Origin of the sequence: Achromobacter xylosoxidans (genome assembly GCF_014490035.1) — a bacterium.
GTDB classification, from domain to species: Bacteria; Pseudomonadota; Gammaproteobacteria; order Burkholderiales; family Burkholderiaceae_B; genus Achromobacter; species Achromobacter bronchisepticus_A.
On sequence record NZ_CP061008.1, the window covers coordinates 235,856 to 261,684 of the forward strand.

General features: G+C 64.9%; 25 protein-coding genes. 15 read left to right on the forward strand and 10 right to left on the reverse strand.

The features are described 5' to 3' along the window. Positions 1-6: 6 nt before the first annotated feature. The 3 genes from IAG39_RS01125 to IAG39_RS01135 all read left to right on the forward strand — a co-directional run bounded on the left by IAG39_RS01125 (position 7) and on the right by IAG39_RS01135 (position 3,029). Positions 7-1,227, forward strand: a complete 1,221-nt coding sequence (locus tag IAG39_RS01125; RefSeq protein WP_118932278.1) for a polysaccharide lyase family 1 protein — start codon at positions 7-9, stop codon at positions 1,225-1,227. Positions 1,228-1,411: 184 nt separating this feature from the next. Beyond that, a complete protein-coding gene (locus IAG39_RS01130; RefSeq protein WP_054455917.1) occupies positions 1,412-1,672 on the forward strand; it encodes a helix-turn-helix domain-containing protein in 261 nt (86 codons plus the stop codon). Between the two features lie 4 nt (positions 1,673-1,676). Continuing rightward, complete coding sequence (locus IAG39_RS01135; protein ID WP_118932279.1) at positions 1,677-3,029, forward strand: type II toxin-antitoxin system HipA family toxin; 1,353 nt, start codon at positions 1,677-1,679, stop codon at positions 3,027-3,029. 30 nt (positions 3,030-3,059) lie between these two features. On the opposite strand, the gene IAG39_RS01140 is transcribed toward IAG39_RS01135, so the two are convergent. Continuing rightward, positions 3,060-3,827, reverse strand: coding sequence for an AraC family transcriptional regulator (locus IAG39_RS01140; protein ID WP_059376929.1), 768 nt, complete (start codon positions 3,825-3,827; stop codon positions 3,060-3,062). Between the two features lie 92 nt (positions 3,828-3,919). On the opposite strand from IAG39_RS01140, the gene IAG39_RS01145 reads away from it, so the two are divergent. Continuing rightward, positions 3,920-5,050, forward strand: coding sequence for an MFS transporter (locus IAG39_RS01145; protein ID WP_118932280.1), 1,131 nt, complete (start codon positions 3,920-3,922; stop codon positions 5,048-5,050). Between the two features lie 17 nt (positions 5,051-5,067). Here IAG39_RS01145 and IAG39_RS01150 read toward each other — a convergent pair whose 3' ends face one another. Both IAG39_RS01150 and IAG39_RS01155 read right to left on the reverse strand, forming a co-directional pair. Next, entirely contained in the window at positions 5,068-6,438 is a 1,371-nt protein-coding gene (locus IAG39_RS01150; protein WP_118932281.1) for an ATP-binding protein, read from the reverse strand. Then, complete coding sequence (locus IAG39_RS01155) at positions 6,435-7,106, reverse strand: response regulator (protein ID WP_118932282.1); 672 nt, start codon at positions 7,104-7,106, stop codon at positions 6,435-6,437. The genes IAG39_RS01150 and IAG39_RS01155 overlap by 4 nt, the downstream gene beginning before the upstream one ends. A 108-nt stretch (positions 7,107-7,214) precedes the next feature. Here IAG39_RS01155 and IAG39_RS01160 point away from each other — a divergent pair, with 108 nt between their 5' ends. The 5 genes from IAG39_RS01160 to IAG39_RS01180 are packed head-to-tail and all read left to right on the forward strand — an operon-like array spanning position 7,215 to position 11,486. After that, positions 7,215-7,862, forward strand: a complete 648-nt coding sequence (locus IAG39_RS01160) for a thermostable hemolysin (protein WP_223283353.1) — start codon at positions 7,215-7,217, stop codon at positions 7,860-7,862. Continuing rightward, positions 7,859-9,337, forward strand: a complete 1,479-nt coding sequence (locus IAG39_RS01165; protein ID WP_118932283.1) for an AMP-binding protein — start codon at positions 7,859-7,861, stop codon at positions 9,335-9,337. The genes IAG39_RS01160 and IAG39_RS01165 overlap by 4 nt, the downstream gene beginning before the upstream one ends. Before the next feature lie 6 nt (positions 9,338-9,343). Further along, a complete protein-coding gene (locus tag IAG39_RS01170; protein ID WP_118932284.1) occupies positions 9,344-10,015 on the forward strand; it encodes a TenA family transcriptional regulator in 672 nt (223 codons plus the stop codon). Continuing rightward, positions 10,012-10,827, forward strand: a complete 816-nt coding sequence (locus IAG39_RS01175; RefSeq protein ID WP_118932285.1) for an SDR family oxidoreductase — start codon at positions 10,012-10,014, stop codon at positions 10,825-10,827. Before IAG39_RS01170 ends, IAG39_RS01175 begins: the two co-directional genes overlap by 4 nt. After that, a complete protein-coding gene (locus IAG39_RS01180; protein ID WP_059376948.1) occupies positions 10,824-11,486 on the forward strand; it encodes a hypothetical protein in 663 nt (220 codons plus the stop codon). The genes IAG39_RS01175 and IAG39_RS01180 overlap by 4 nt, the downstream gene beginning before the upstream one ends. Before the next feature lie 58 nt (positions 11,487-11,544). Here IAG39_RS01180 and IAG39_RS01185 read toward each other — a convergent pair whose 3' ends face one another. Next, positions 11,545-12,039: an Ohr family peroxiredoxin gene (locus IAG39_RS01185; protein ID WP_059376950.1), complete on the reverse strand. Its 495-nt coding sequence runs from the start codon at positions 12,037-12,039 to the stop codon at positions 11,545-11,547. 132 nt (positions 12,040-12,171) lie between these two features. Then, complete coding sequence (locus IAG39_RS01190; RefSeq protein WP_223283354.1) at positions 12,172-12,921, reverse strand: Crp/Fnr family transcriptional regulator; 750 nt, start codon at positions 12,919-12,921, stop codon at positions 12,172-12,174. Between the two features lie 140 nt (positions 12,922-13,061). On the opposite strand from IAG39_RS01190, the gene IAG39_RS01195 reads away from it, so the two are divergent. From IAG39_RS01195 to IAG39_RS01215, 5 genes are all read left to right on the forward strand, one after another. Then, positions 13,062-14,285, forward strand: coding sequence for an ABC transporter substrate-binding protein (locus IAG39_RS01195; RefSeq protein WP_373429040.1), 1,224 nt, complete (start codon positions 13,062-13,064; stop codon positions 14,283-14,285). Positions 14,286-14,290: 5 nt separating this feature from the next. Next, positions 14,291-15,205 carry a 3-keto-5-aminohexanoate cleavage protein gene (locus IAG39_RS01200; protein ID WP_118932286.1) on the forward strand — a complete coding sequence of 305 codons (915 nt, stop codon included), beginning with the start codon at positions 14,291-14,293 and terminating at the stop codon, positions 15,203-15,205. Positions 15,206-15,217: 12 nt separating this feature from the next. Further along, the gene (locus IAG39_RS01205; protein ID WP_059376956.1) at positions 15,218-15,994 is read left to right on the forward strand and encodes an SDR family oxidoreductase; all 777 of its coding nucleotides are present in this window, start codon (positions 15,218-15,220) and stop codon (positions 15,992-15,994) included. 175 nt (positions 15,995-16,169) lie between these two features. Beyond that, on the forward strand, positions 16,170-17,153 hold the full coding sequence (locus tag IAG39_RS01210; protein WP_118932287.1) for a TerC family protein: 984 nt from the start codon (positions 16,170-16,172) through the stop codon (positions 17,151-17,153). A gap of 23 nt (positions 17,154-17,176) precedes the next feature. Next, a complete protein-coding gene (locus IAG39_RS01215; protein ID WP_118932288.1) occupies positions 17,177-17,596 on the forward strand; it encodes a universal stress protein in 420 nt (139 codons plus the stop codon). Between the two features lie 18 nt (positions 17,597-17,614). Here the strand turns inward: IAG39_RS01215 and IAG39_RS01220 are convergent, their stop codons facing one another. Further along, entirely contained in the window at positions 17,615-18,733 is a 1,119-nt protein-coding gene (locus IAG39_RS01220; RefSeq protein WP_124260358.1) for a DnaJ domain-containing protein, read from the reverse strand. 95 nt (positions 18,734-18,828) lie between these two features. On the opposite strand from IAG39_RS01220, the gene IAG39_RS01225 reads away from it, so the two are divergent. Then, positions 18,829-19,608: a fused MFS/spermidine synthase gene (locus tag IAG39_RS01225; RefSeq protein ID WP_118932289.1), complete on the forward strand. Its 780-nt coding sequence runs from the start codon at positions 18,829-18,831 to the stop codon at positions 19,606-19,608. A gap of 4 nt (positions 19,609-19,612) precedes the next feature. Here IAG39_RS01225 and IAG39_RS01230 read toward each other — a convergent pair whose 3' ends face one another. The 4 genes from IAG39_RS01230 to IAG39_RS01245 form a co-directional block, all read right to left on the reverse strand. Continuing rightward, positions 19,613-21,394 carry an acyl-CoA dehydrogenase gene (locus tag IAG39_RS01230; protein WP_118932290.1) on the reverse strand — a complete coding sequence of 594 codons (1,782 nt, stop codon included), beginning with the start codon at positions 21,392-21,394 and terminating at the stop codon, positions 19,613-19,615. 55 nt (positions 21,395-21,449) lie between these two features. Beyond that, positions 21,450-22,511, reverse strand: a complete 1,062-nt coding sequence (locus IAG39_RS01235) for a CaiB/BaiF CoA transferase family protein (protein WP_118932291.1) — start codon at positions 22,509-22,511, stop codon at positions 21,450-21,452. 67 nt (positions 22,512-22,578) lie between these two features. Further along, a complete protein-coding gene (locus tag IAG39_RS01240; protein WP_118932292.1) occupies positions 22,579-23,559 on the reverse strand; it encodes a Bug family tripartite tricarboxylate transporter substrate binding protein in 981 nt (326 codons plus the stop codon). Between the two features lie 55 nt (positions 23,560-23,614). Next, positions 23,615-25,717: an acetate--CoA ligase family protein gene (locus IAG39_RS01245; RefSeq protein ID WP_118932293.1), complete on the reverse strand. Its 2,103-nt coding sequence runs from the start codon at positions 25,715-25,717 to the stop codon at positions 23,615-23,617. Positions 25,718-25,829: the final 112 nt, after the last annotated feature.

The window sequence follows — 25,829 nt, forward strand, 5'->3', positions numbered from 1 at the left end:
GTGCCGATGAAGGCTGCAATCAAAACCGCGGGCTGGCTGCTTGCCCTGGCCATGTCGTACGGCGGGACGGCCACCGCCGCTGAAACGTGCAAAAGCCCGGACGAGCATTGTCCGTCCGTCGCGGCGCTGCTGCAGCAGCGCGAGGGCTACGGCGCCCGGGCCACGGGCGGCCTGGGCGGCAAGTTCATCGACGTCACGTCCGATCAGGATTCGGGTCCCGGAACGCTGCGCGCCGCGTTGGCGCAGGCAAAGAAAGGACCTACCTGGATACGCTTCGCCTCCGACATGACCATCGTCCTGGATACGCAGCTGCGCGTGCCGTCCAACACGACGATAGACGGGCGCGGCAGGCGCGTCACCCTGATCGACGATGGCTTGGGCGTGTATGGCAGCAAGAACGTCATCCTCACGCACCTGACGATAGACGGACGCCTGTCGCGGCTTACGCAGGCCGTGAACGTGGCCAACAACAGCCGTGATGTGTGGGTCGATCACATGGATCTGTCGCGGATGTCAGACCGGCTGCTGAACGTGAAGAACGGGTCGACCGACGTCACGATCTCATGGACCAAGTTCCACAATTCGAACAAGGTCATGTTGCTCAACAACATTACGTCGAAGAACCTTTACGCCAACTACGACCGCGACTCGATAGCGCGCGTGACGCTGCACCACAACTACTTCCTCAACACCGTGCAGCGCAATCCGCGCGGGCAGTTCGGCACCTTCCACCTGTTCAACAATCTGCTGGAAGATTGGGATTTCTATGGCATGAGTTTCAGCCTGGAGGCCAAGGCCCTGGTCGAAGGCAATATCTTCAAGAACTCCGCGCAGCGCAAATGCGTGGAGCCGGAGTTCTTCCCCACGGTGGAAGGCATCAACGTGAACTATTGCCACTACATTCCGGTCGCCGCCAAGCGCAGCGCGCTGGAGAATGGCGAATCCGACCGCGGCGCCTATGAGACGCGGAAGGACGAACACGGTTATACGCGCGATTACAAGGCCTTCCTGCGGCTGAAGGACAATCTGTATCTGGGCGACGCGAAGCCGGTGTTGCAGGACTACCGGCCCGAGGCTGCGCCGACGCCGCCGTATTGCTATGGCTATGAAAAGCCCACGGCGGAGCTGGCGGAGAAGATCCGCAAGTTCGCGGGGAATACGGGCGGGGACACGCCGTTGCCGGTGTCCAGGACCGGGTCGGATTGCGGGGGATCTCCAGGCCAGTAGTCTCGCGGTTCGCAGAAGCGGAGCCGGACCATGCGGATTGAAGCTAGGTGCTGTTCGCGAAATACAGCCTATGATTTGTTTTTAGAGAATACAAATCATAGGCTGTGAAAAGCCACAAACCACATTGTGTATTTCAGATTAACAGCCTAGACTTTGTATATCTGAAATACAGCTTGAGGTTTGTATTATGGATTTCACCGTACGCACCGCGACACAATTACCGGCCTTGCTCCAGGGGTTTCGCAAAGAGGCCGGCTTGACTCAGGCGGCCACGGCCTTGCGCCTTGGGGTCACACAACAGACTTTGTCCGCCCTGGAACGCAATGCCGACAAGGTCAGCGCAGACCGGCTGCTGCAGCTGTTGAGCATCCTGGGGGTCGAAATGGTCCTGCGCCAGCAAGGGGCGCAGCCGGGACCCGAAACAACATCCGAACCCAGCTGGTAAAGCCATGGGGCGACGTTCACATGCGCAGATCCTGGGCCTATGGATGAATGGCACCTATGTCGGAGAGTGGAGCAATCGACCCCACGCCGGCGAGGTCCTGCAGTACGACAAGGACTGGGTCGCCTCCGCGCCGGGCAGGCCATTGTCGCTGTCCCTGCCCTTCACGCCGGGCAATGGCCCGCATCGTGGCGACGTGGTCCGCGCATACTTCGAAAACCTGCTGCCCGACAGCAAGGAAATCCGCGAACGGGTTGCGCGCCGGTTCCGGGCGGGATCGACCGACGCGTTCGCCCTGCTTGCCGAGATCGGCCGTGATTGCGCCGGCGCCTTGCAGATCCTGCCTGCGGGAACAGCGCCTGCAGACGTGACGTCGGTGCAAGCCTCGCCCTTGAACGATGCCCAGGTGGCGCAGCTGTTGCGCAGCGTGCCGGCGCCGGCGCTTCTCGGCGGCCAGGCCATCGCCGAGGATGATTTCCGCATTTCCATCGCAGGTGCGCAAGAGAAGACCGCCTTGCTGCGGATGGACGGACAATGGTGTTTGCCCCAAGGCGCCACGCCGACGACTCACATCCTCAAGTTGCCATTGGGGCTGGTCGGCAATATGAAGTTCGATCTGAGCGAATCGGTGGAAAACGAATGGCTGTGCTCGGAGATCCTGGCTGCCTACGGCATGCCCGTGGCGCGCACGGAAGTACTGAGCTTCGAAGACATGAAGGTGCTCGCCGTTGAACGTTTCGACCGCCGCTGGCAGGACGGCGGAGACGGAGCCCGTGGTCTCATCCGCCTGCCGCAGGAAGACATGTGTCAGGCCACCGGCACCCCGCCGCACCTGAAGTACGAGGCGGATGGCGGACCCGGCATCGAGCGCATTATGAGTCTGCTCGAAACCTCGCGCCATGCAGAGCATGACCGGCGGACATTTTTCCAGGCTCAGGTCCTGTTCTGGATGCTATGCGCAACGGACGGCCACGCGAAGAACTTCAGCCTGTTCTTGCGGCCTGGCGGGGCATATGAACTTACCCCGCTATACGACGTGCTGTCCGCTTATCCGATCCTGGGCGAAGGGCCAGGCAAACTGTCGCCTGTCCGCGCGAAGATGGCGATGGCCGTGCGCTCGAAGAACCCACACTGGCGCATGCGCGACATCCAGCGCCGCCACTGGCTGACGGCGGGCGCGCGACATGGCGTCGTGACGCCGGACGGCCAGGGAGTCCAGTTCGTCGTGGACGATCTGATCGCGCGCACGCCAGAGGCTGTGCGCATGGTCCGCGCCAGATTGCCGCCGGGATTTCCGCAGGCGGTAGCGGACGGCATACTGGGCGGCTTGCAGGCGGCGGCGGACAGGCTCGCCACGTAGCTTTGGCGCGTGCGTAGCGGCGACTGCAATTCATCGCTCGTTGAGTACATACCGCCCCGGCGTCTCCCCCGTCATCTGCCGGAAGTACGCGATAAACGCGCTGTCGCTGGCAAAGCCCAGATCGAACGCCACCGCGGTCACGCTCTGGCCCGCAGCCAGCAGATCCACGGCGCGCAGCAGGCGCCAGAGCTGCCGCCAGGCCTGATAGCTCATGCCGGTTTCGCGTTGGAAGATCCGGGTGATGGTGCGCGCGCTCGCGCCGACACGTTGCGATAGCGCATCCAGTTCGGGCGGCAGTTCCTCCAGGTTCAGGCCGGCCAGGCGGCGATCCGTGGGCACGGGCAGCAGCATGGGCTCCTGTCTTGCCGCGCGCAATTCGTCCATGCACACGGCCAGCAGGTTGCACGGCGCGCCCTGGGACCAGTCGGCGTCAAAGGGTTCCAGGCTGATGCGCTCGAACACCTCGCGCAATAGCGGGGTCATCGAAAGTATGGCCGCGGCGGCCGCGGGCGCCGCGATACGCGCGGTGTCCAGATAGATCGAGCGGTACTCGACTTCGCCGCGGATCATGACGCGGTGCTCGGTTCCAGGCGGTATCCATGCCGCGCGGATCGGAGGCAGTACCGCGATCAACCCCGGCATTGCGAGGCGGATGGAACCCGCGTGAGCAAAGAGCAATTGGCCCCGGCCATGGCTATGCAGGCCGGAATCGTGCCGTATCAGGCGCGATGCGATGCCCGTCACCGGCTGGGCCATGGTGTCGGGGTTGAACGCGTCGGTGGGTGCGAGCCTGGCCATTTGTCCGAGTTCCGATGTTTTTTGTCTTCCTGGCTACAACGGCGAAGGCGACGGCCGGCTAAAAAACGGACTCTCCGTTTACCGATACCGCCATGTCCCGCCGTCCGCCTCTTCTGCTCGTCATTCCGCTGCTGAGTTTTCCGCAGATCGTCGAGACGATGTACAGCCCCGCCTTGCCGTTGATCGCAACAGCCTATCGGGCCACGCCAGAGGAAGCTGCGCAGACGCTCTCGCTCTGGTTCGTGGCCTTTGCCTTCGGCGTGGTGGTCTGGGGTCGTCTATGTGATTCCCGGGGCCGCCGGCCGGCGCTGCTGGCAGGGCTGGCGCTATATGCACTGGGCGCGGGCTGGGTCATGGCAGCGGGCGATTTCACGCAGTTGCTCGCTGCCAGATTGATCTGCGCCTTCGGCGCGGCCGCGGGCTCAATCGTAACGCAGACGGCGCTGCGGGATAGCTATCAGGGTCCGACGCTGGCCCGGGTCTTCTCCATTCTGGGAATGGCGTTGGCCGCGAGCCCTGCGGTCGGCATGTATGCCGGGCAGGAGATCGCGGCGGCCGGCGGGCTCCAGGGCGTCTTTCTCGCGCTGGTCCTGCTCGCCGTCGCGCTGCTCGGGGCCAGCGCATTGCTGTGGCCGGAAACCCGGCCGCAGTCCCATGCGGCGGCGCCCTTCTGGCCGACGCTGCGCGCCATGCTGCAAGACCGGGCGATCTGGCGCAGCGCGGCGCTGATCGCCATTTTCAACCTGGCGATTTTCGGCTATTACCAGCTGGGTCCATTCCTTTTCGCCCGCTTGCAGGATGCGTGGTTGGGGTTCGGCGAAAGCGGGTTGGCGCTGGCCGCGGCGTCGCTGTGCGGCGCGTTCCTGAACACGGCGCTGCTGCGGCGGGGGTATGCGTCCGAACGCCTCGTCCTGCTGGGTATTGGTCTGATGGCGCCAGGCGCGGCGCTGGTTGCCGCGTTTATCGGGAGTCCGGCGTTTCTCATCGGCATGGCCGTGATTGCAGCGGCCTACGCGATCGCGATACCCAACATCCTGGCCCATGCCTTGCGCGCCTATGCCTGCGCCGCGGGGACGGCTGGCGCGATCTTGAGCCTGATCTACTACAACCTGCTGGGGGCCTCGTTGGTTCTTGCGGGGCTGGGGCAAAGGCTGGACCTATTGTTGGGCTGCTGTGCCCTGTTGGCGGCCGCCGTGCACGTGAAATGGCGCCCCGGCGCTTGAGGCGGGGCTCATGCGCCTCAAGTCGATTGGGTGCTCTCACGGCGCAGGATCGAAACACGCAGGCCGGCGGGAAAGTCGGCAGCCGCGCCGCGCATGTCATAGCGCACCATCAGACCATGATTGTGTGCGATGCGGCGCGCGATCGACACGCCCAGGCCGCTGCCGGATTCTTCATTGCCGGCGGCGCGCACGAACCGGTCGCCCAGCCGTGGCAGGACCTCGGGCGCGATGCCCGCGCCAGCATCATCGATGAGGATGGCGCGGGCGCCAAGCGTCAGACGCACGCGTGTATGCCGCGGGCCATAGCGCACGGCGTTATCCAGCAGATTCTTCAGCATGATGGCCAGCGCATTGTTGCTGCCGGCCGTCGGAAGCGCGTTTTCCTTTCCGTCCGGCCATTCGATATCGATCTCGATGTCGCGCCGGTTTGCGATCCAGAGGCAGTCACCGACCGCCTGCTCGGCCACCAGGCTCCAGTTGACGGCGTCGTCAAAACCCGAGGGGCCGTTGCTGTCGAGCCGCGCCAGCGTCAACAACTGAGCTACCAGCCGGTCCAGGCGGTCCAGCCCCGCACCCACGCTGCGTTGGGCATCCGCTCGCAACGTTGCGTCCTGCGCGCGCTGCGCCACTTCCCACTGCGCGCGCAAGGCGGCGAGCGGCGTGCGCAATTCATGGGCGGCGTCCGCGGTCAGGCGGCGTTCCTGTTCGATAAGACTGGCGACTCGTGCCAGCAAGTCATTCATGGCTTGCACGAGAATTTTGAGTTCCGCCGGCGCGGCAGCCTCGGACAGCGGCGTGCCGTCATCGGGACGGCGATTCTCCAAGGCCTGGGACAGCATGCGCACGGGCCGCAGAGCGCGGCGCACGGAAAGAATGAGCATGGCGATGAGTACAGGTAGTCCGATCAGCCAGGGAGCGATCTGGCTTGCGATGTAGGCGACCATGAGATCTTCGCGCTCACCGATGCGCTGGCCCACCGCGACGCGCGTTGTCTTGTCGTCGCTGGCGAGGTAATAAATCCGCCATGGCACGCCGTTGACCGTACTGTCGACAAAGCCCTCCTGGGACGGGTCGCGCGGGAATTGGAGCGCTTCGGCATCCAGTACAAGCGGCGCGCCTGCGTCGCGCCATATCGCCACGGACAGGTCTTTGCCGCTGGCGTCTCCAGAGTTCGGCGGATGGGGTGCTTGAAGCGGGCCGGGAATGCTGGCGCGGGGGGGAAGCAGGGCCGCGACCGCAAGCGTCTGCTCAGCCAGACGCAGCATGTCGGTGTCGTAGAGCTCGTTGATTTCGTGTGCGGCGCGCCAGTAGGTTCCTGCAATGGTCAGCAGCCATGCCAGGGGAGCGGCCAGCAGCACGGCAATGATCAGCCTGCGCTGCAGCGTCATGCCTCGGTCTCCACCTGACCCAGCGCGTAGCCAGCGCCCCTCAGTGTGCGGATCAGCTTGGGATGGATCTTCTTGCGCAGATGATGCACATGAACCTCGAGGGCATTGCTTTCCAGGTCGGAGTCCCAGTCGTAGAGCTTGTCGCGGATGAAATCGCGCGTCAGCACCCGGCTGGGATGCGTCAGGAATAGCTCCAGTAGCTGTGCTTCGCGTACGGTCAGATCCACCGCCAGTCCCTTCCACCGCGCTTCATGCGAGGCCGGCTGATACTCCAGGTCCCCATGGCGCCATACGGGTTCGGGCTTGCCCGCCAGCCGGCGCGTGACGGCGCGCAGACGGGCGGCCAGTTCATCCAGCGTGATGGGTTTGATCAGGTAGTCGTCCGCGCCAGCGTCGAGTCCGCCTATCCGGCTTTCGACGGCGTCGCGCGCTGTCAGTATGACCACGGGGACGTCGATTCCGGCTTGGCGCCAACGTGTCAGCAACGTCACCCCGTCTTCGGATGGCAGACCAAGATCCAGCACCACCGCATCGTAGTGCACGGCGCGCAGGGCATGGTCGCCCTCTTGACCGTTGACGAACCAATCCACCGCGTACCCCAGCAGCCGCAGGCCGTTCTTGAGGCCATCGCCTATCAGCGGGTCATCTTCGACGATAAGAATTCGCATTCAAGAACTCCTACTAATGGCTTGGATGAGATTACCACCGAGGCGCGGTTAATTTGGAGTTAAGGTTCGGCCCGTACGCTGCGGCCATCGTTAAAGCAAGCGCTTCAAATGGACCGACCAGAAATCATGACGCCGCAGCGCAAGGCCTCGCCACAGTCGACCGATTGGCCTTACACGGCTCCGCTCGCGCGGCCCCGCCCGGCATTGTTCGTGCATCCCTACGACGACCCGCAGCGCGGCTGTGTCGAATCCTATATCTACCTGCGCTACCGGCAGCGTTTTGGCGCTCGCCTGAAGCACTGGATGCCGACCTTGGTCAGCCTGCAGGCCGAAGGCCAGATCCTCGCCGCGGCAGGATTTCGCGGCGCGGCTGAAACCCTGTATCTGGAGCGCTATCTTTCGGCGCCGGTGGAGCAGTACCTGCGTCAGCGCGACTTGTCCGTGGCCCGTCGCCACATCGTCGAGACGGGCCAGTTCGCCGCCGTCCGGCCGGGCGCGGGACGGCTGCTGGTGCCCCATCTGGCACTGCATCTGCACCAGCAGGGCTTCGAATGGGCGGTCAGCACCCTGACCTCCGAACTGCACCACCTGTTCTCGCGCATGGGCCTGGCTCATCAGCCCCTGGCCGCCGCCACGCCCGCGCGGCTGGATCCTGGCGAACGGCGCGACTGGGGCAACTACTACGAACATGATCCTCAGGTATTTGCCGGGCGCCTGAGCCTTATTCTGAATCGATTCGGCGAGTCTCAATCATGACCGGTCAGGAGTTTCTTGCGTCGTTGACGCGCGGCGACCGTCGCTTGCAACCTGCCTTGCGTTCATCGGTGGCATTGACCTATGCAGAACTGTCGGAGCGGGTGCGGGTTTGCGCGGACGCGCTCTCTGCATATGGCCCGCGGGTAGTCGCGACGCTGTTGGACAACGGCGCGGATTGGATCGTTGCCGATCTGGCGTGCCTGGCGATGGGCGCCGTGCACTTGCCATTGCCGTTGTTCTTCACGCCGGAGCAGCGGCAGGCCGCGATGAGCGCGGCCGGCGCCAGCCTGCTGCTGACGCCGGCCAGCCGGCATGTGCAAGCAAGCTCCGACATGGATGTGTCCGAAGTCACCCAGCTCGACGGCCTGGCGGTCAGGCTGCTGCCTTTTCCGGCGATTCCCTTGCCGGCTGGCACATCCAAGATCACGTTCACGTCTGGCTCCACCGGGCAGCCCAAGGGCGTATGTCTGGGCAGCGCCCAGATGCTGGATGTCGCGCATGGCCTGGCCGACGCCACGCGCGGGATCGGCATCGGCAGCCATCTCACTGCCTTGCCTTTGCCCGTGTTGCTGGAGAACATCGCCGGCGTCTACGCGCCCCTGCTGGAAGGCGCGTGTATCCACGTATCGCCGTTGGCGGAGGTCGGGCTGCAGGGATCTTCCCAATTCGATCCCGGGCGATTTCACGCGGCGTTGACTGCGTCCGAGGCCAATAGCGTGATCGTGCTGCCGCAGATGCTGCGCGCCTACGCCGCCTGGCTGGCAGCGACCCGGGCGCCTGCGCCACCGCAGCTGCGCCTGATGGCTGTGGGCGGCGCCGCGGTGGGTGCGCCATTGCTGGAGCAGGCGCGCAGGCTTGGTCTTCCCGCCTACGAAGGATATGGCCTGTCTGAAGCCGCTTCCGTGCAGACGCTGAACCTGCCGGGCGCGGATTTGCCGGGCTCGGCGGGCCGGCCATTGCCGCATGCGCGAGTCCGCATTGCCGAAGACGGCGAGATCGAGATCGCCGGGACGCCGTTTCTTGGCTACCTCGGCGTTCCGGCGACGGCCGGCGATTGGTGGCCGACTGGCGATCTTGGTCGCCTGGATCCCGCAGGGTACCTGCATGTAGAAGGCCGCAAAAAGAACGTTCTCATCACGGGCTTCGGCCGCAACGTTTCGCCGGAGTGGGTCGAGATCGAACTGGGCAATCAGCCCGAGATCCGCCACGCAGTCGTGTACGGCGATGGCGAAGCCGAGCTGGGCGCCGTGATCTGGCCCCAGGGCATGGCTTCGGCGGCGGCCATCGACGCGGCCATAGCGCGGGCCAACCAGCGGCTGCCCGACTACGCCCGCATTGGCCGCTGGCTTCAGGCGCGCGCCGAGTTCTCGGTGGACGGGGGCATGGCTACCGCCAACGGACGGCCCCGCCGAAGCGCGATTCTTCAACAGCATCCGGACCTGTTCCAAAGCGTCCGGCCCTTTTCTCCGGTGTAAACCAAAATGCCATTTTTCGATTCTCTCGTGGACGCAACGCGGGGCAGCCGGGAAGCGCTGGTCCAGGCGCCCATCATCCAGGACTGTCTGCGCGGCGAGGTCGCGCTGCCTTCATACATCCGCTTCCTGGCCGAGGCCTATCACCATGTGCGGCACACGGTGCCCTTGATGCACGCGTGCCGCACCCGCATGCCAGGCCGCCTGGCATGGATGGACGCGGCGCTGGAGGAATACATCGAGGAGGAAACCGGCCATGACGAATGGATACTGAACGACCTGCGCGCGGCGGGCGCGGACGCCGAGGCGATCAAGCGCGCGGGCCCCGGCCCGGATACGGAAATCATGGTGGCCTACGCCTACGACACCATCATGCGGAACAACCCGGTGGGCTTCTTCGGCATGGTCCACGTATTGGAGGGAACGAGCGTCGCGCTGGCTCTGAACGCTGCGGACCGGATCCAGCAGGCGTTGGGCCTGCCCGGAACGGCCTTCAGCTATCTGCGCTCGCATGGCACGCTCGATCAGGAGCACACCGCACATTTCGCCGAATTGATGAATCGGCTGGAGCATCCCGACGATCAGGCGGCCGTCATCCATGCGGCGCATATGTTCTACCGCCTGTACGGTGCGATCTTCCGCGGATTGCCGCGAGCCGCGGCCGGGAGCGTGCCGGCATGAAGATCAATCAGGCCTCGGTCGTGCTTACGGGAGCTGCCGGCGGGTTGGGCAGCGCCATCGCACGCATGTTGCGCGCCGAAGGAGCGCGCGTGTTGCTGGTCGGAAGGCGCGCCGGTCCCACGCTGGAACTGGCCAAGTCATTGAGCCTGGACGCGCATGACCGCAGCGCGGTAGACGCCCTCGTGGTGGATATCACCACGCAGGAAGGACGGGCGGCGATTGCGGACGCCGCCGCGGCGCGTCGCGCCAACGTGCTCATCAACAACGCGGCGGTCGCGGGGTTTGGCGCGGCGGGCGCGATGAACCCTGAGCAGACCCAGCAGATCTTCGATACAAACGCCATCGCGCCCATGCTGTTGACCGCCAGTCTGCTGCCCGTGCTGCTTGGCCAGCCACGCGCTCAGGTCTTGAACATAGGCTCCGTGCTGGGCAGCCTGGGCGTTCCCGGCTTTGCGGCGTACGGCGCGTCCAAGGCAGCCCTGCGTGTCTATACGGAATCCCTGAGACGCGAACTCGCGGACTCTCCCGTGCGTGTCCAGTACTACGCCCCGCGCGCCATCGATACACCCTTCAATGCGGCTGACGTCATCGCCTTCAACCAGGCGACCGGATCGCCGACGGACAGCCCGGAGGCGGTCGCCCGTGCCGTGCTGCGCATGCTGGAAGCGGAGACGGCCCAGCGCTACGCCGGCCTGTTCGAAGCCCTGGCGGTCCGGCTCAACGCACTCTTTCCGCGCCTGCTCGATGGCGCATTCACCAAGCATCGGCGCGCCTTGAGGCCGCCGCCGCCGCAATCAGGAGTCTCATCATGATCCGCAGAGCTTTCCTGCGTTACGCTTCATCGGCCATGCTTGCCATGAGCGCATATTCCTTTCTTCCCGCAGCCCAAGCGGAGCCGGCCGACATGGACAACGCCATCGGCGCCTTGCAGAAGGAGTGGGCGGAGATTCAGTATCAGATGCCGGAAGCGAAGCGGGAGACCGGCTTCGAAGCCCTGGCGCAGAAGGCGCATGCCGTGACCGCGAAGTACAACAACCGCGCCGAGCCTCACATCTGGGAAGGCATCATCCTGAGTTCCTGGGCTGGGGCCAAGGGCGGGCTGGGCGCGCTTGGCATCGCGAAGCAGGCCAAGGCCGAATACGAGACTGCGATCCAGATCGACAGCAACGCGTTAAGCGGGTCCGCGCTCAACAGCCTCGGTGTGCTGTACTACAAGGTTCCTGGCTGGCCGGTCGGCTTCGGGGACAACAAGAAGGCCGAGGCGTTGTTGCAGCAGGCGCTTGCGATCAATCCGGATGGCATAGATCCCAACTATTTCTATGCGGATTATCTGGTTTACCGGAACCGCAATGCGGAGGCGGCCCCATATCTGGAGAAGGCGTTGCGTGCGCCCGCGCGCCCTGGGCGCGAGCTCGCCGATCGGGGGCGCAGGCAAGAGGCCGAGGCCCTGCTCAAGAAAGTTCGTGGCTGAGGCGGGGTTCCAGCTCCGGAGGCGGGCAATCAGTGCGCGGGGCGGGCGCTGGCCATGATCAAGTCAGATGCACCGACGACGCGATCCCCTGGTCCGCCATCTTCGAATACGGGCAGATCGATTCCGTCTCGTGGACCAGCGCCAAGGCGAGGTCCTTCGGCAGTCCGGGCAAGGAAATCTCCAGCCTGGCCTTGATGCAGAACAGGCCGTCAAACGCTTCGCGCGCGAAAGTAGTGGTGCAGTGAATGGCGAAATCCGCCGGCAGCGGGACACCGTTCTTCATGGCGACCAGCTTCATGGCGCCATGAAAGCAAGCGGCAAAGCCGGCCGCGAATAATTGCTCGGGATTGGTGCCGCCGCCGTTGCCGCCAAGCTCCTTGGGCAACCTGAGTTCGAGTTCCAGTTCGCCGTCGTTGGAGATCGCGCGGCCCGACGATCTGCCGTGTCCGGAGACGCCGCCAGTCACGGACACGGTGGTCGTGTACAGGGGCAGGTCCTCTGTGCCGACATAGGGTTCCAGGAGCGAAACAGAGGGCGCGGACGGGGCTTTCATGGGGGACTCCTCAAGTGCGGATATGCGGTTTGCTGTTTTTTCCGCGGCAACTATAAAGTTGTCCCCTATGGGCGAAAAGACAGAATTTCTGTTCTGACCGGCATCTTTTCTTGTACCGTCAGCGCCGGCTTCCTAGGCGCTCTTCTTGATATTGGCAAGCCGGTGCAACTCGTCCACGTCAAGGATAGCCAGCCCGCCATAGTAGGTTTCCAGCACGCCCGCGCGAGCTAGCCTCGCAAGCGCTGCATTGCAGCGTTGCCGCGAAATGCCGCACAGGCCGGCGATTTCTTCCTGGGAAACCTTCAGGCGTCCGTTGGTGCCGGAATGCCTCTCCGCATTGAACTGCGCGGCGACGGCGCGCGCCACCGTGGTGTCGACGTCGAGCAGCACGTTGGACGTGAAGCTGCTCATCAGCCAGTCCACGCGTTGCGCGAGATGCATCATCAGCGCCTTGGTGAACTCGATGTTGTTGTTCCAGAGACGTTCACAGGTCTCGCGCGGCAGAATCACGATCTGGCTGGGCCGCAGCGCGACCACCTCGTACTCGAACCGCTCGCGGCGGATCATGGTGGCTTCGCCGAACCAGCTGCCGGTGCTGAAGCCGGCCAGAGACAGGGACTTGCCGTCCGCGCCCGGCGAGGACCATTTCACCAGCCCCTGCACCACGCCGTACCATCCCGGCGAGCGGCTGCCCGCGCGGAACAGGAACTGGCCCGCGGCCAGCGTCACGACGCGCAATTCCGCGCGGATCAGGTCGCGCTCGAGTTCCGGCAAGCCCTTGTACCAAGGGACGACGTCGAGCATCTTGTCCACCGCCCCTTGCGTGCGCCGCCGCCGCGCGCTCAGGGGTTCGTCGCCGGCGTCGGCAAGCCGTTCGCCCATGTGTGCCTCCTTCGTAGCCGTTGTGGTGCCGCTCAGGTAAACCCTAGGGTGCTTTGTCACCATGATGACTGTCCGCGGTCTGGGGCCGGCACCAGAATAGCCGAGGTCCCAGACGCCAAAACCCACAAGAGGAGACAAGCATGTTGCCCATGCAAGGCATGATGTCCCGCAGCGCCCTGGCCTGCGGCCTGGCCGTGACGCTGCTGCACGCCCCTGCGGCCCAGGCGCAGATTTCAGACGATGTTATTCGAATCGGCTTCATCACCGACATGTCGGGCGTGTACTCGGGGCCGGACGGCCCGGGCGGCGCCGAGGCCATCAAGATGGCGATCCAGGAGATGGGCGGCGAGATCAACGGCAAGAAGATCGAACTGCTGACGGCCGACCATCAGAACAAGGCGGACATTGCCTCGGCCAAGGCACGGGAATGGTTCGACCAGATGGGCCTGGACATGCTGATCGGCGGCACCAATTCCAGCACGGCATTGGCCATGTCCAAGGTTGCGGCCGACAAGAAGCGGCCCATCATCGTGGTGGGCGCGGGCGCCCCGGCGCTGACCAACGAACAATGCACGCCCTACACGCTGAACTACGCCTACGATACCGTGGCACAGGCGCGCGGAACGGGCGCGGCCGTGGTCAAGGCGGGCGGCAAGAGCTGGTACTTCCTGACGGCCGATTATGCCTTTGGCCACGCGCTGCAGGCGGACACGACCAAGGTGGTCCAGGCCGGCGGCGGCACGGTGGTCGGATCGGTCAAGCATCCGCTATCGGCCAGCGACTTTTCTTCGTTCCTGCTGCAGGCGCAAAGCAGCAAGGCGGAGATCCTGGCCCTGGCGAACGCCGGCGCGGACGCCACCAACTCGATCAAGGCCGCCAATGAGTTCGGCATCACCAAGACCATGCGCCTGGCCGGCCTGATCATGTTCATCAACGACATCCACGCCATGGGGCTGCCCGCCTCGCAAGGCATGTATCTGACGGACAGCTGGTACTGGAACGCATCGGACGAGACCCGCGCCTGGGCCCGCGCCTTCTTTGAAAAGCGCAAGGCCATGCCCTCCTCGCTGCAGGCGGCCGATTACTCCGCCGCGCTGCAATACCTGCGCGCGGTCAAGGCCACGGGTACGGATGACGCCGACCGCGTGCTGGCCTATCTGCGCGAGAACAAGCTGAACGACGTCTACATCAAGAACGGCGTAGTGCGGCCGGACGGCCGCGTCGTGCACGACATGTACTTGCTGCAGGTCAAGACGCCGGAACAGTCCAAGGAACCCTGGGACTACTTCAACGTCGTGCAGACCATCGACGGCAACCAGGCCTTCACCACCAAGGAAGAGAGCCGCTGCGCGCTCTGGAAGTGAACCTCATGAGCAAACGCAAAGTCATCGTGACCATCGCCCCGACCGGGGGTATGGCATTCAAGAGCCAGAATCCGCACCTGCCCACGCAGCCGCTGGAGATCGCGGAGGACGTGTACCGCTGCTATAACGCGGGCGCCAGCGTGGTGGCGCTGCATGCGCGCCGTCCCGACGACCAGGCGACTTGCGACGCTTCGGTGTACCGGCAGATGAACCGGCTCATCCGCGACCGCTGCGACATCGTGTTGAACAATTCGACCGGCGGCGGCGTGCATGGCGACATGGTCAAGGAAACCTCTCCGGGAACGTGGGAGATCCTTTGGGAAGAACGGCTAAAGGGCATGGACGCCGGCGCCGAGATGTGCACGCTGGACGCCACGACCTTGAACCTGGCGTTCGGCGACCGCGAATACCTGATGAACACGCCGCTCACCAAGGCCCGCGAACTGGCCGCCGGCATGCAGGCGCGCGGCATCAAGCCCGAATGGGAGGTCTTCAGCCCCACGCACATCCTGCAGGATGCCACGACGCTGATCGAAGAGGGACTGGACGAAGGGCCGCATTTCATCAACCTGGTCATGAACGTGCATCGCAACTTCCAGAACGCCATGCCATTCTCGGTGCGGAATTTGCAGATGATGGTGGACCTGCTGCCCAGGAACAGCATCTTCTGCGTCAGCGGCATCGGCCCCGCGCAGCTGGAGGCCAACATGGCCGCCCTGCTGCTGGGCGGCCATGCGCGGGTCGGCCTGGAGGACAACCTGTACTACCGCCACGGCGAACTGGCCACCAACGTCCAGCTGACCGAGCGCATCGTTCGCATCATCCGTGAAATGGACATGGAGCCCGCCACGCCCGCGGAGGCGCGCGAGATCCTGGGACTGCCGCTCAAAAGCGGCATCCGTCCCGAGTTTGCGCTCTGAACAGGAACCGCCATGAGCAATTCACTGCAAGGAAAACGCGTCCTCGTCACCGCGGGCGCGCAAGGAATAGGCCTGGCGATCGCGCGCAGGTTTCTGGAGGCGGGCGCCGAGGTGCACGTCTGCGACGTGGACGAAGCGGCGTGCAAGGCCGCTGCCGCCGCGCATCCGCGCCTGGGCGTCAGCGTGACGGACGTATCCAGCGAGGCGCAAGTCCAGGCCATGTTCGGCGAACTGGCGAAGAAATGGGGCAAGCTCGACGCGCTGGTCAACAATGCCGGCGTGGCCGGCCCGACCAACCGGCTGGAGGAAACCACGCTGGACGCCTGGCAGCGCACGCTGGATGTCAATCTGACAGGAACCTTCCTGTGCGCACGCAGCGCCGTGCCGTTGCTGCGCGCGGCAGGCGGCGGGTCCATCGTCAACATCTCGTCCGTCGCGGGCAGGCTGGGCTTTTCGCTGCGCACGCCCTATAGCGCCAGCAAGTTCGGCCTGGCCGGCCTGACGCAGACCTGGGCCATGGAGCTGGGGCCTTCGAACATCCGCGTCAATTCCGTGCTGCCGGGCGTGGTGTCGGGCGACCGCGTTGAACGGGTCATTGCCGCCCGCGCCGCGGCTGGTGGCGTGAGCAACGACGCGATGCGCGAGCAGCTTGTGGACAAGGTGTCGTTGCGCCGCATGACCAGCCCGCAGGACGTGGCCAATCAGGTGGCCTACCTGTGCTCGGACGAAGGCGCCATCATCAGCGGCCAGAGCATTTCCGTTTGCGGCAACGTGGAGTACCTGGGCTGAGTTGCCGATGCCGATGCCGGTGTTCCACGCGCCGCGACGGTTCCAAAAAACCTGAGCATCAGTTCGACCCAGGCGAATTGTTCGGCGCATCTGGAAGTTCTAGACTGGATTCGTACATGCACTGTGTACCGATGGCCGTCGCATAGCGGCTTTGCAGCGACGGCGGGAGGTCCTGATGAATCAGGTCGAGACCTTTGCCACCATGCCGATGTGGGCGGGGTTCGTAGCCTTTGTGCTGGTCGTGCTGGCGCTGGATCTGTATGTGCTGGGCGGCCGGCATGCGCACCGCGTGCGGCCCCGTGAAGCCTTGTTCTGGGTGGGCGTCTGGATGGCGCTGGCGGCGTTGTTCGGCGCTCTGATGTGGTGGTATCTGGATGCCACCCTGGGGCGCGACATTGCGCACCGCAAGACACTGGAGTTCTACACCGGCTACCTGATCGAACTGTCCCTGTCCGTGGACAACATGTTCGTGTTCTCGCTCATCTTCGGCTACTTTGCGGTGCCGCTGGAATTGCAGCGCCGGGTGCTGCTGTACGGCGTGCTGGGCGCCATCGTGATGCGAGTCGGCATGATCCTGGCGGGCGTCTGGCTGCTGTCGAAGTTCGACTGGCTGTTCTATGTGTTCGGCGTGCTGCTGGTGGCGACCGGCGCCAGGATGCTGGCCCGGGCGGACCATCAGCCGGACATTGCCCGCAATCCGCTGGTGCGCCTGTTGCGCTCGTCCATGCGCATCACCAAGGACTATCACGGCGAGTCGTTCTTCGTGCGCATCGGCGGCCTGCGGCATGCCACGCCCATGTTCGTCGTGCTGTTGATGATAGAGGCGAGCGACGTGGTGTTCGCGGTGGACAGCATTCCCGCCATCTTCGCCGTCACCACCGACCCGTTCCTGGTCTTCACCTCCAATATCTTCGCCATCATGGGCCTGCGGGCGCTGTACTTCCTGCTGGCCGACATGCGCGAGCGTTTCCGCTACCTCAAGCACGGACTTGCCGCGGTGCTCATCATCATCGGCGGCAAGATGCTGGCCGCGCCATGGTTCCATGTGCCGGTGCAGTGGTCGCTAGGGGCGGTAGGCCTTATCCTGCTGGCATCCGTGGGCGCCAGCCTGATCCTGCCCAGACGGGCCGCGGCCAGGGCCGCGCGCCATAAGGGATGAAGTCCACGAACCGGAGATCTGTCATGAACACGATCATTCTTGCCACCGATGGGTCCAGCCATAGCGATGCCGCGGCGCGCTACCTGGTTGAGGGCCCTTTGCTGAACCGGGACTTCACGGTGCACGTATTGCATTGCGAGCCGGACGTGACGGGCGATGTCAAAGCCTTCATCGGCCAGGCCGACATCGACGCCTGGCACCACGAAGAGAGCGACAAGGCAATGAAGTCCGTGGTCGAAATCCTGCGCGCGGGCCAGGTTGGTTTCGAGTGCCACGAGCTTACCGGCCACACGCCGGACAAGATCGTGGCGCATGCGATCAAGGTGGGCGCCACGGCCATCGTGATGGGGTCGCACCATCGGGCGCCGTTCCTGGACGCATTGCTGGGGTCGGTGTGCTCGCGGGTCATTGCCCACGCGCCTTGTCCGGTGCTGCTGGTCTGAGCATCGGCGGCCGATGCGCTAGCAGGTGAGCTTGAGCTGATAGCTGCCATCGGCGCCGCGGGCCAGGCGAACCCGGTCGAAGCGATAGTTGCGTCCCTTGAACGCATAGGTCGCGTCGGTCTCGTCGTCGTCGCGGCCCTGCCAGACTATCTTCCGGTCCAGCGATTCGGCGTAGTAGTAGAAGATGGTATTGGTGGATTCGATCAATCCCAGGTCGCCGCGCAGGCCGGTGGAACTGTTGGCTTCCACGTTCCACCAGCCTTCGGTGCGCCATTCGCCTCCGTCGGGTAGATAGTGCACCGCGAATCTCAAGTCGCGGCCGCAGGCGTTCTCGATCTGGAGGGATGCGGGCTTGGCCGGCGCAGGCTTCTTGCTGTCCGGCTTGGCGGCCTGAAGCTGGTCTTGCCGTTCATTCCAGCCCATGCCGTAATAGGCTAGCAGGCCGCCGATTGCCAATACGGCCGAGACGCCGATGACCACCTGCCGCACGGTCTTCTGCCGCATGTGTTCCGTGTACCGCTGCTCCAGAATCCGCGTCTCGTGCTGTTGCAGCAGTTGATCGCGGTGTTTTTTCCTGGCCGAGGTCGTCACCGCGGATGCCCCGGCCAGCAGCAGCAGCAGGGTGAGGTAGCGGTATTTCATCAGCAGGCTGGCCAGCGATGGAACGAGGTTGGCGGCCAAGCCCAACGCCATGGCGCAGCCGATAAAGGCCAGCGGCCATATCCAGAAATTGCGTCCCTTGGCGATTTCGGTGGCGTAATAGTCGCGCAGCGTATCGGTGGATCCGGAATCCGGCGGGGCTTTCCCGTTCGTCCCGCTGCCGTTGCCGCCGGGCGCGCCAGCGGCGCGTTGCTCGGCGATCCACGCGTCATGCTCTTGACGCCGTTTCGGATCGGAAAGCACTGCGTAGGCCTCGTTCAGGCGCGCCATGACGCGCTTTGCTTCCTCGGGTTTGTCAGGATTCTTGTCCGGATGCCACTTTTGCGAGAGATAACGGTATGCGCCGCGGATGACTTCATCGCTGGCGTTTTCCGAAACTTGGAGCGTGTCGTAATGGGTATGTAAGCCAGCCATTGCCTTGGGTCCGCGTTCCGAAGCCGGGCGCTCAGCTTCCTGCACGGCGAGCTTACGCTGCAATCATGGGCGTCGGTATCAGCCAAAGAGACTACATCGCCAGGTGGGTACACGGCGCAATGGTATCTTTCCCATTTTCCTGCACGCCACCCCGTTTCATGCCCGACGACGCCCAAACCTCCTCAGATTTCTCGCCCGCTGAGCCGCAAGCGGCACTTCCGCGGCCCTTTGTCCAGAACTCGGGCACTCGCCGCACCCTGCATTTCACTCAGCAGGAAATCCAGAGCAGCATGTCCACCCTCAACCCCGATGCGCTCGAGCTGGAGTACACGCGGATGATGATGGGCTTCGTGCTTTTCAACCCGGCTCCCGCCCGCATCCTGATGGTGGGTCTGGGCGGCGGCTCGCTGCCCAAGTTCTGCCATCGCTATCTGGCGGACAGCGCTGTCGACGTGGTGGAAATCGATCCGGCAGTCATTGCCCTGCGCGAAGCCTTCATGGTGCCGCGCGACGACGACCGCTTCCGCGTGCTTCAGGCCGACGCGGCCGACCATATGCGGGGCCTGTCGGACCATGCGGACGTGATCCTGCTGGACGGGTTCGGCATCGGCGGGATTCCGGGTCCGCTGTGCTCGGCGGAGTTCTACGCCGATTGTTTCCGCGCCCTGCGTAAGAACGGCATCCTGGTGATCAACTTCCACGTCAATCACCCGGATCATCACGAATACATGGACCGGGTGCGCGCCTCGTTCGGTTCGTCCATGTTCGAGGTGGTGGATGACGACATGACCAACAGCATCGTGTTCGCCTGCAAGGGCGATCTGCTGGACGATCCCGCCGCAGCCGAGCTGCGCCGGCCGGCGTCCATGCCCAAGGACGCCTGGCGCCAGTTGATGCCGACGATGAAGGTGATCGGCGCGACGCTGGTGCTGAGATAGCGCCTTAGCGGGCCCAATAGTCGTCGGGAAACGCGTCGATGGCGCAGCCGCCCGCGCAAATGGACTGCCGCAATGCGCTGGCCTGAACCAGAAGATTCTCCGCATAGAATCGGGCGCTGGCCTGGATGGCTTGCAATGCTGCTCCCTCGGCCGCGCCGTCCAGCGCGGCGCGCAGGCGCAGCCCCTGCATCCAGGCGCCCGTCACCAGCCCCCAGAGCTCAAGATAGGATACGGCGCCCGCATGGGTGGCGCGCGGATCGGCCTCATGGCATGCCAGCAGCCAGACGATGGTTGCGCGCAAATGCGCGCAGCCTTGTTGCAGGCTGCGTCCGAACTCGCGGGCGCCGGCCGCACCCGCCAGCATCGCCTCGGCCTGCTGAGAGATCTCGTCCAGCAGCAGCTGGGCTTGCGCGCCGCCGTCGCGGACCGTTTTGCGGCCCAGCAGGTCATTCGCCTGTATCGCGGTGGTGCCTTCGTAGATGGTCAGGATGCGCGCGTCCCGGTAGTACTGGGCCGCGCCCGATTCCTCGATATAGCCCATGCCGCCGAAGACCTGGACCGCGTCGTATGTGATGCGCTGGGCGGCCTCGGTGAACCAGCCCTTCATCACGGGTATCAGCAGGTCGACGCGGGCCTGGGCGCGGCTGCGGGCCTCGGGGCTGGCGGCCGCGCGGGCCAGGTCTTTCTGCATCGATAGGTACACGCCCAGCGCACGCATCGATTCGATCCGGCTCTTCATGCCCAGCAGCAGGCGGCGTACGTCGGGGTGGCGCAGGATGGGAAGCTGCGCGCCTTCTTCGCCGACGATCTTGCCCTGGACGCGTTCGCGTGCGTACCAGACCGCATGCTGGAACGCGCGTTCGGCAATGGCCAGGCCCTGGTTGCCGACGGCGTGGCGGGCCTCGTTCATCATGACGAACATGTTCTTCAGCCCTTCGTTCAGCTCGCCGACCAGATACCCGGTTGCGCCCGGCCCGGCGCCGAACTGCATCACCGCGGTGGGGCTGGCGTGGATGCCCAGTTTGTGTTCCAGGGCCGAGCAATGCACGTCGTTGCGCTCGCCAGGAGAACCGTCGTCCTGAATCAGAAACTTGGGCACGGCGAACAACGACAGGCCTCTCGCGCCGGCGGGCGCATCGGGCGTGCGGGCCAGCACCAGATGGATGATGTTGGACGCGAGTTCGTGGTCGCCGTAGGTGATGAAGATCTTCTGGCCGGATATTGCATAGGAACCATCATCCGACGGCATCGCGCGGGTGCGCACGGCGGCCAGGTCCGAGCCCGCCGCCGGTTCGGTCAGGTTCATGGTGCCGGTCCATTCGCCGCTGATCAGCCGCGGCAGCAGCAGGTCCTTCAATGCGGGAGTCGCCGAGTGCAGCAGGGTTTCTATGGCGCCGCTGGTCAGCATGGAGCAGAGCGCGAAGCTAGGGTTGCTGGCGTGCCAGATTTCCTCGGTCAGGGTGGCCAGCACGCAGGACAGCGCCTGGCCGCCGTATTGCTCGGGTTGGCGCAAGCCGTTCCATCCGCCTTCGCAGAAGGCGAGGTAGGCCTGCTGCCAGCCGGCGGGCGTGGAAACGGTGCCGTCATGCAGGCGGCAGCCTTGCTGGTCGCCGATGCGATTGAGCGGATCCAGCAAGCCTTGCGCGAACTTCTCGGCTTCGAGCACGACGGAGCGCGCGAGTCCGGCGTCCAGGGCGGAGCCGCAACCTTGCAGATGCGGGTCCAGGGGAAACACCGCTGTCGTGAGAAAGTCGATGTCATGCATGGGCGCGTGATACTGGCTCATGGGATGCCTATTCAGAAGATGAGAGTGATTGCGCCGGGCCGGTACGCTGGGCGATTCAAGCCTCGTTCATGTGGGTCAGCCGTACCGGATAGCGGACATACTGCGCCTCGGCATGGCTTTCGAACAGCCAGCGGGCTTGCGCATGGGGCGTGCCGCGCAGCGCCAGCGGTTCTTCCACCAGCGAGACCGGCACATCGGACGCTTCCAGGCGGGCGATCGCATCTCGCGCGTCCAGATCCGCCATGCGCCCTGCGATTGCCTGATTGATGGCGGCGGCCAGCATGACCCGCTGATGGTAGGTAGCGGTTTGCGCGTGGTCCAGGTCCAAGGCCAAAACCTGCAGCAAACGCAGCCAGAAGTGGTCCTCGAGCGCGGCAATCGCGACGCAGGCGTCATCGCGCGTGCGGAACACGCCATAGGCGGGCTTGTTCAAAACGTCCAGGCGCTGCGCCGCCAGGCTGCCGAGTCCGGCCGAGGAGAACTGTCCCAGGCGCGGATTCATCCAGTGGGCGACGCAATCCGTCAGCGATACGTCCAGGTGCTGTCCGCGCCCCGTATGCTGGCGCTGCATCAGCGCCGCCAGCGTGCTGGACAGGGCATACATGGCGCCGCAGAGGTCCGCGACGGGCAGCCCTGCCCCCGGCGCGGGCATGCCGGGATCGCTGCCCGACAGCGCCAGCGCGCCCGCCGTGGCGAGATAGTTGATGTCATGTCCCGGGCGCTGCGCATGGGGACCGTTCTGGCCATAGCCGCTCAGGGATACGTAGACCAGCCTGGGGTTGATGGCGGCCGCCGCGTCATAGCCCAGCCCCAGCCGCGCCATGACCCCGGGGCGGAAGCCTTCGACCAGGACGTCACAGGCGGCGATGATGTCGCGCGCCGCCTGCGCGCCGGCAGGCTGCTTGAGATCCAGCATGACGCATTGCTTGCCGCGGTTGACCGAATCGAACACGCCGGGATAGAGCAGCCGGGCATTGTCGCCGTGAGGAGGACGTTCGATCTTGGTGACGGTCGCGCCGAGTTCCAGGAGGTTCTGGGTCAGGAATGGGCCCGGCAGCAGTTCGGAAAAATCGGCAACGGCGATGCCGGACAGGGGAAGGGAGTGCGGCTGAGGCATGGCTAGGGTCCGTGCGGGGAAGGGGCAAGGCGCGAGGGCGGCGCGCCTCGTTCGAACATGACGTCGCCTAGTCCAGCTGGACGTTGGCTTCCTTGACCACATTGCCCCACTTGACGGACTCTTCCTTCACGAAGGCAGCGAAATCGGCGCCGGATTTCTTCAATGGAACGCCGCCGAAGGCGATCAGGCGCGAGGAGATCTGCGGGTCTGCGATGGCCTGGGCGAATGCCTTTTCAAGCTTGGCATTCACAGGAGCAGGCGTGTCGGCGGGCACGAAGATGCCCATCCAGGAAACGGAGCTTGCGCCTGGATAGCCGAGTTCGGCGAGCGTCGGCACGTCTGGGAAGGACGGCAGCCGGGCTTCGCCCGTGACGGCGAGCGCGCGGATTTTTCCGTCCTTGATGAAGGGTTCGGTCGACACGGGATAGTCAAAGGAAATGTCGACCTGGCCGCCGATCAGGGCGGTGATCGAAGGCGCGCTGCCCTTGAACGGAATGTGGCTGAACTTGACGCCCGCGACGGATTGGAAGAGCTCGGCCGCAAGGTGGGTGCCGGTGCCGGCGCCCGCGCTGGACGTGTTCAGCTTGCTGGGATTGGCCCGGGCGTAGGCCACCAGCTTGTCCAGCGTGTTGTAGGGCCGGGATTCGTTGACGACGAGGATGTTGGGGATGGCGGTGAGTCCCTGCACGGCGACCAGCGCCTTTTCAGGTTTGCTGGCGGTCTTGTAGATCAGGGGATTGGTGACTTGGGTGCCTTGGGTGCCGAGAAAGATCGTGTAGCCGTCCGGTTTGCTATTGGCCGCGTACTCCGCGCCGATGTTGCCGCCTGCGCCGGCGCGGTTTTCGATGATGATGGGTTGTCCCAGCAGCTCGGCGGCGCGGGCGCCGACCGTGCGCGCCACGTTGTCCGTGATGCCGCCAGCCGTGAACGGCACGATGAAGCGTATCGGCCGATCCGGAAAGGCAGCGTCCGCCGAGGCATTGAGCGGCGCGAGCGCCATCGCGACGGCGAGTGCGGCCGCCGCGGTACCGAAGAGCTTGTTGAACATGGGAAGTCTCCTGTTGTGTAGGTCCGCCGTCTGGAGCGGCGGATGGGGAAACGCGCTATCGCGCGGATGCGATGAGCACGGCGTCCAGCGCGACCGCGCCGTCCGGGCTGACGAGCACGGGATTCAGGTCCAGCTCCTTCACCTCATATGGGCCGTGCATCACGAAGTCGGACACGGCCAGCAGCAGTTTCTCGAGCGCGCCGATGTCGGCAGGCGCCTGGCCGCGGCACCCGGCAAGCAATTGATGGCAGCGGGTCTCCTCGATCATGGCGCGGGCATCCGCAGGCGTCAGTGGCAGGAGACGGCGGCTCACGTCCTTGAAGACCTCGACGTAGACGCCGCCCAGACCGAAGGTCAGGACGTGGCCGAACAGGTCGTCGCGGTGCACGCCGACCAGGGTTTCCACGCCGCGTTGCGCCATCATTTGTTCGATCAGGATGCCTTCGATGTCCGCCTGCGGATACGCCTCGCGCGAGCGCGTCATGATCAGATCCCAGGCGTTGCGGACTTCCTCGGGCGTACGCAAGCCGACGATGACGCCGCCTATGTCCGACTTGTGCAGAATCTGCGGGCTGACGATCTTGGCCACCACCGCGCCGCCGCATTGCGCGGCCGCGGCCACGGCTTCATCGGCCGATTGGCATACGCGGCCGAAGGGCACGGCGACGCCGGCTTCGCTCAGCAGCTGCTTGGCGGCGCGCTCGGCGTAGGCTTGCGGCGCAGGCGTGCCGCGCGGGGACGCGGCCAGCATGATCGACGGTTCCCATCGCGGATCGAAGGCGCGGGCGGATACGCCATAGCGATTCCACTTCGACAATGCCTTGATGGCCTTGCCCAACGTCCGGATGGGTGCGATGCCCGCATCGACCAGGCATTGGTAGCCACTTCCCAGCTTGTCACTCATCCAGACCGGCACGATGGGTACATCGACTTCGGCCTGCACCTTGACCAGGTTGCGGCAGGCGGCCAGGGTCGTGTCGCCGTATTCCATGGGAATGGGATAGAGCACCACGTCCACGTTCGGATCCTGGGCGACGCATAGCAGCGAACCGTAGCTGATGTCGCTTTGGACCAGGATCTCGGCGGTGGTGTCGACGGGATTGTCGATGGCGGCAAAGGCCGGAAGCAGATCGGCCAAGGCCTGGCGGGTCCGGGGAGCGAACTGCGCCAGTGTCAGGTCCGCGCAGCCCAGCATGTCGGCGGCCAGCGCGACCGTGCCGCCGGAGAACGAATACACGGCGGTGCGGATGGCGCGCGCGGGTACGCCGCGCGCCAGCAGCGCGGCGGTATCGATCAGTTCGTCGATGTCGTCGACTTCCACGATACCCAGCTGCCGGAAGGCCGTGCTGTTGATGTCCGCGCTGCCCGAGAGCGCGGCGGTATGGGATTGCGTGGCCTGGACCCCATAGGCGGACTTGCCGACCTTCAGGGCCACGATGGGCTTGCCCTGGCGCGCGGCATTGAGGGCCGCGGCGGCGAAGCGGGGGGCGTCGTTGATGCCCTCCAGCAGCGTGACGATGACCTTGATTTCGGGCATCGCGGCCATGTGGTTGATGTAGTCGCTGGCGGTCAGGTCGACCTCGTTGCCGCTGGAGCACCACAGGCCGATGCCGATGCCGCGGCCGCTGGCCTGCAGGAAGGTGCGGCCCAGCCCGCCGCCCTGCGTGACGAGGCCGATCGGGCCGGGCATGCGGTCGTACTGGAAGGCCGGCGAGAACGTGAAGCCCAGTCCACGGTTGTTGTTGTTCATGCCGGGGCAATTCGGCCCGTAGATGCGGATGCCGGTCTCGCGGACGATGGCGCGCATCTGTTCTTCGAGCTGGCGCCCTGCCTCGCCGGTTTCGCCAAAGCCGGAGGTCAGCACGATGGCGAACTTGACGCCCTTGCGGCCGCAGTCCGCCAGCACGCTGACCGCGGCGGGCGCCGGCACGACCACGATCGCGGTCTGCGGCGCATAGGGCAGATCCATCACCGAGCGGTAGGCGCGCCTGCCCATGACCGTGTCCTTGGTGGCGTTGACCAGGAACAGTTCGCCGCCATAGCTGGAGTGTTCGACGATGTTGGTCAAGGCGCGCTGGCCGATGCTGGCGGGCCGGTCCGAGGCGCCGATCAGGACGAGTGAACTGGGGTCGAACAAGGGGGCAAGGTCTGAAAACATTCGAGGTCCTCCGGGCATGTCGCGCATGCTCGCCTGGCAGTTGTGAATGGTGCAATTAATACGATATGCCGGATACTAATTCGACATATTGCATTGGTCAATCGAAAATAAA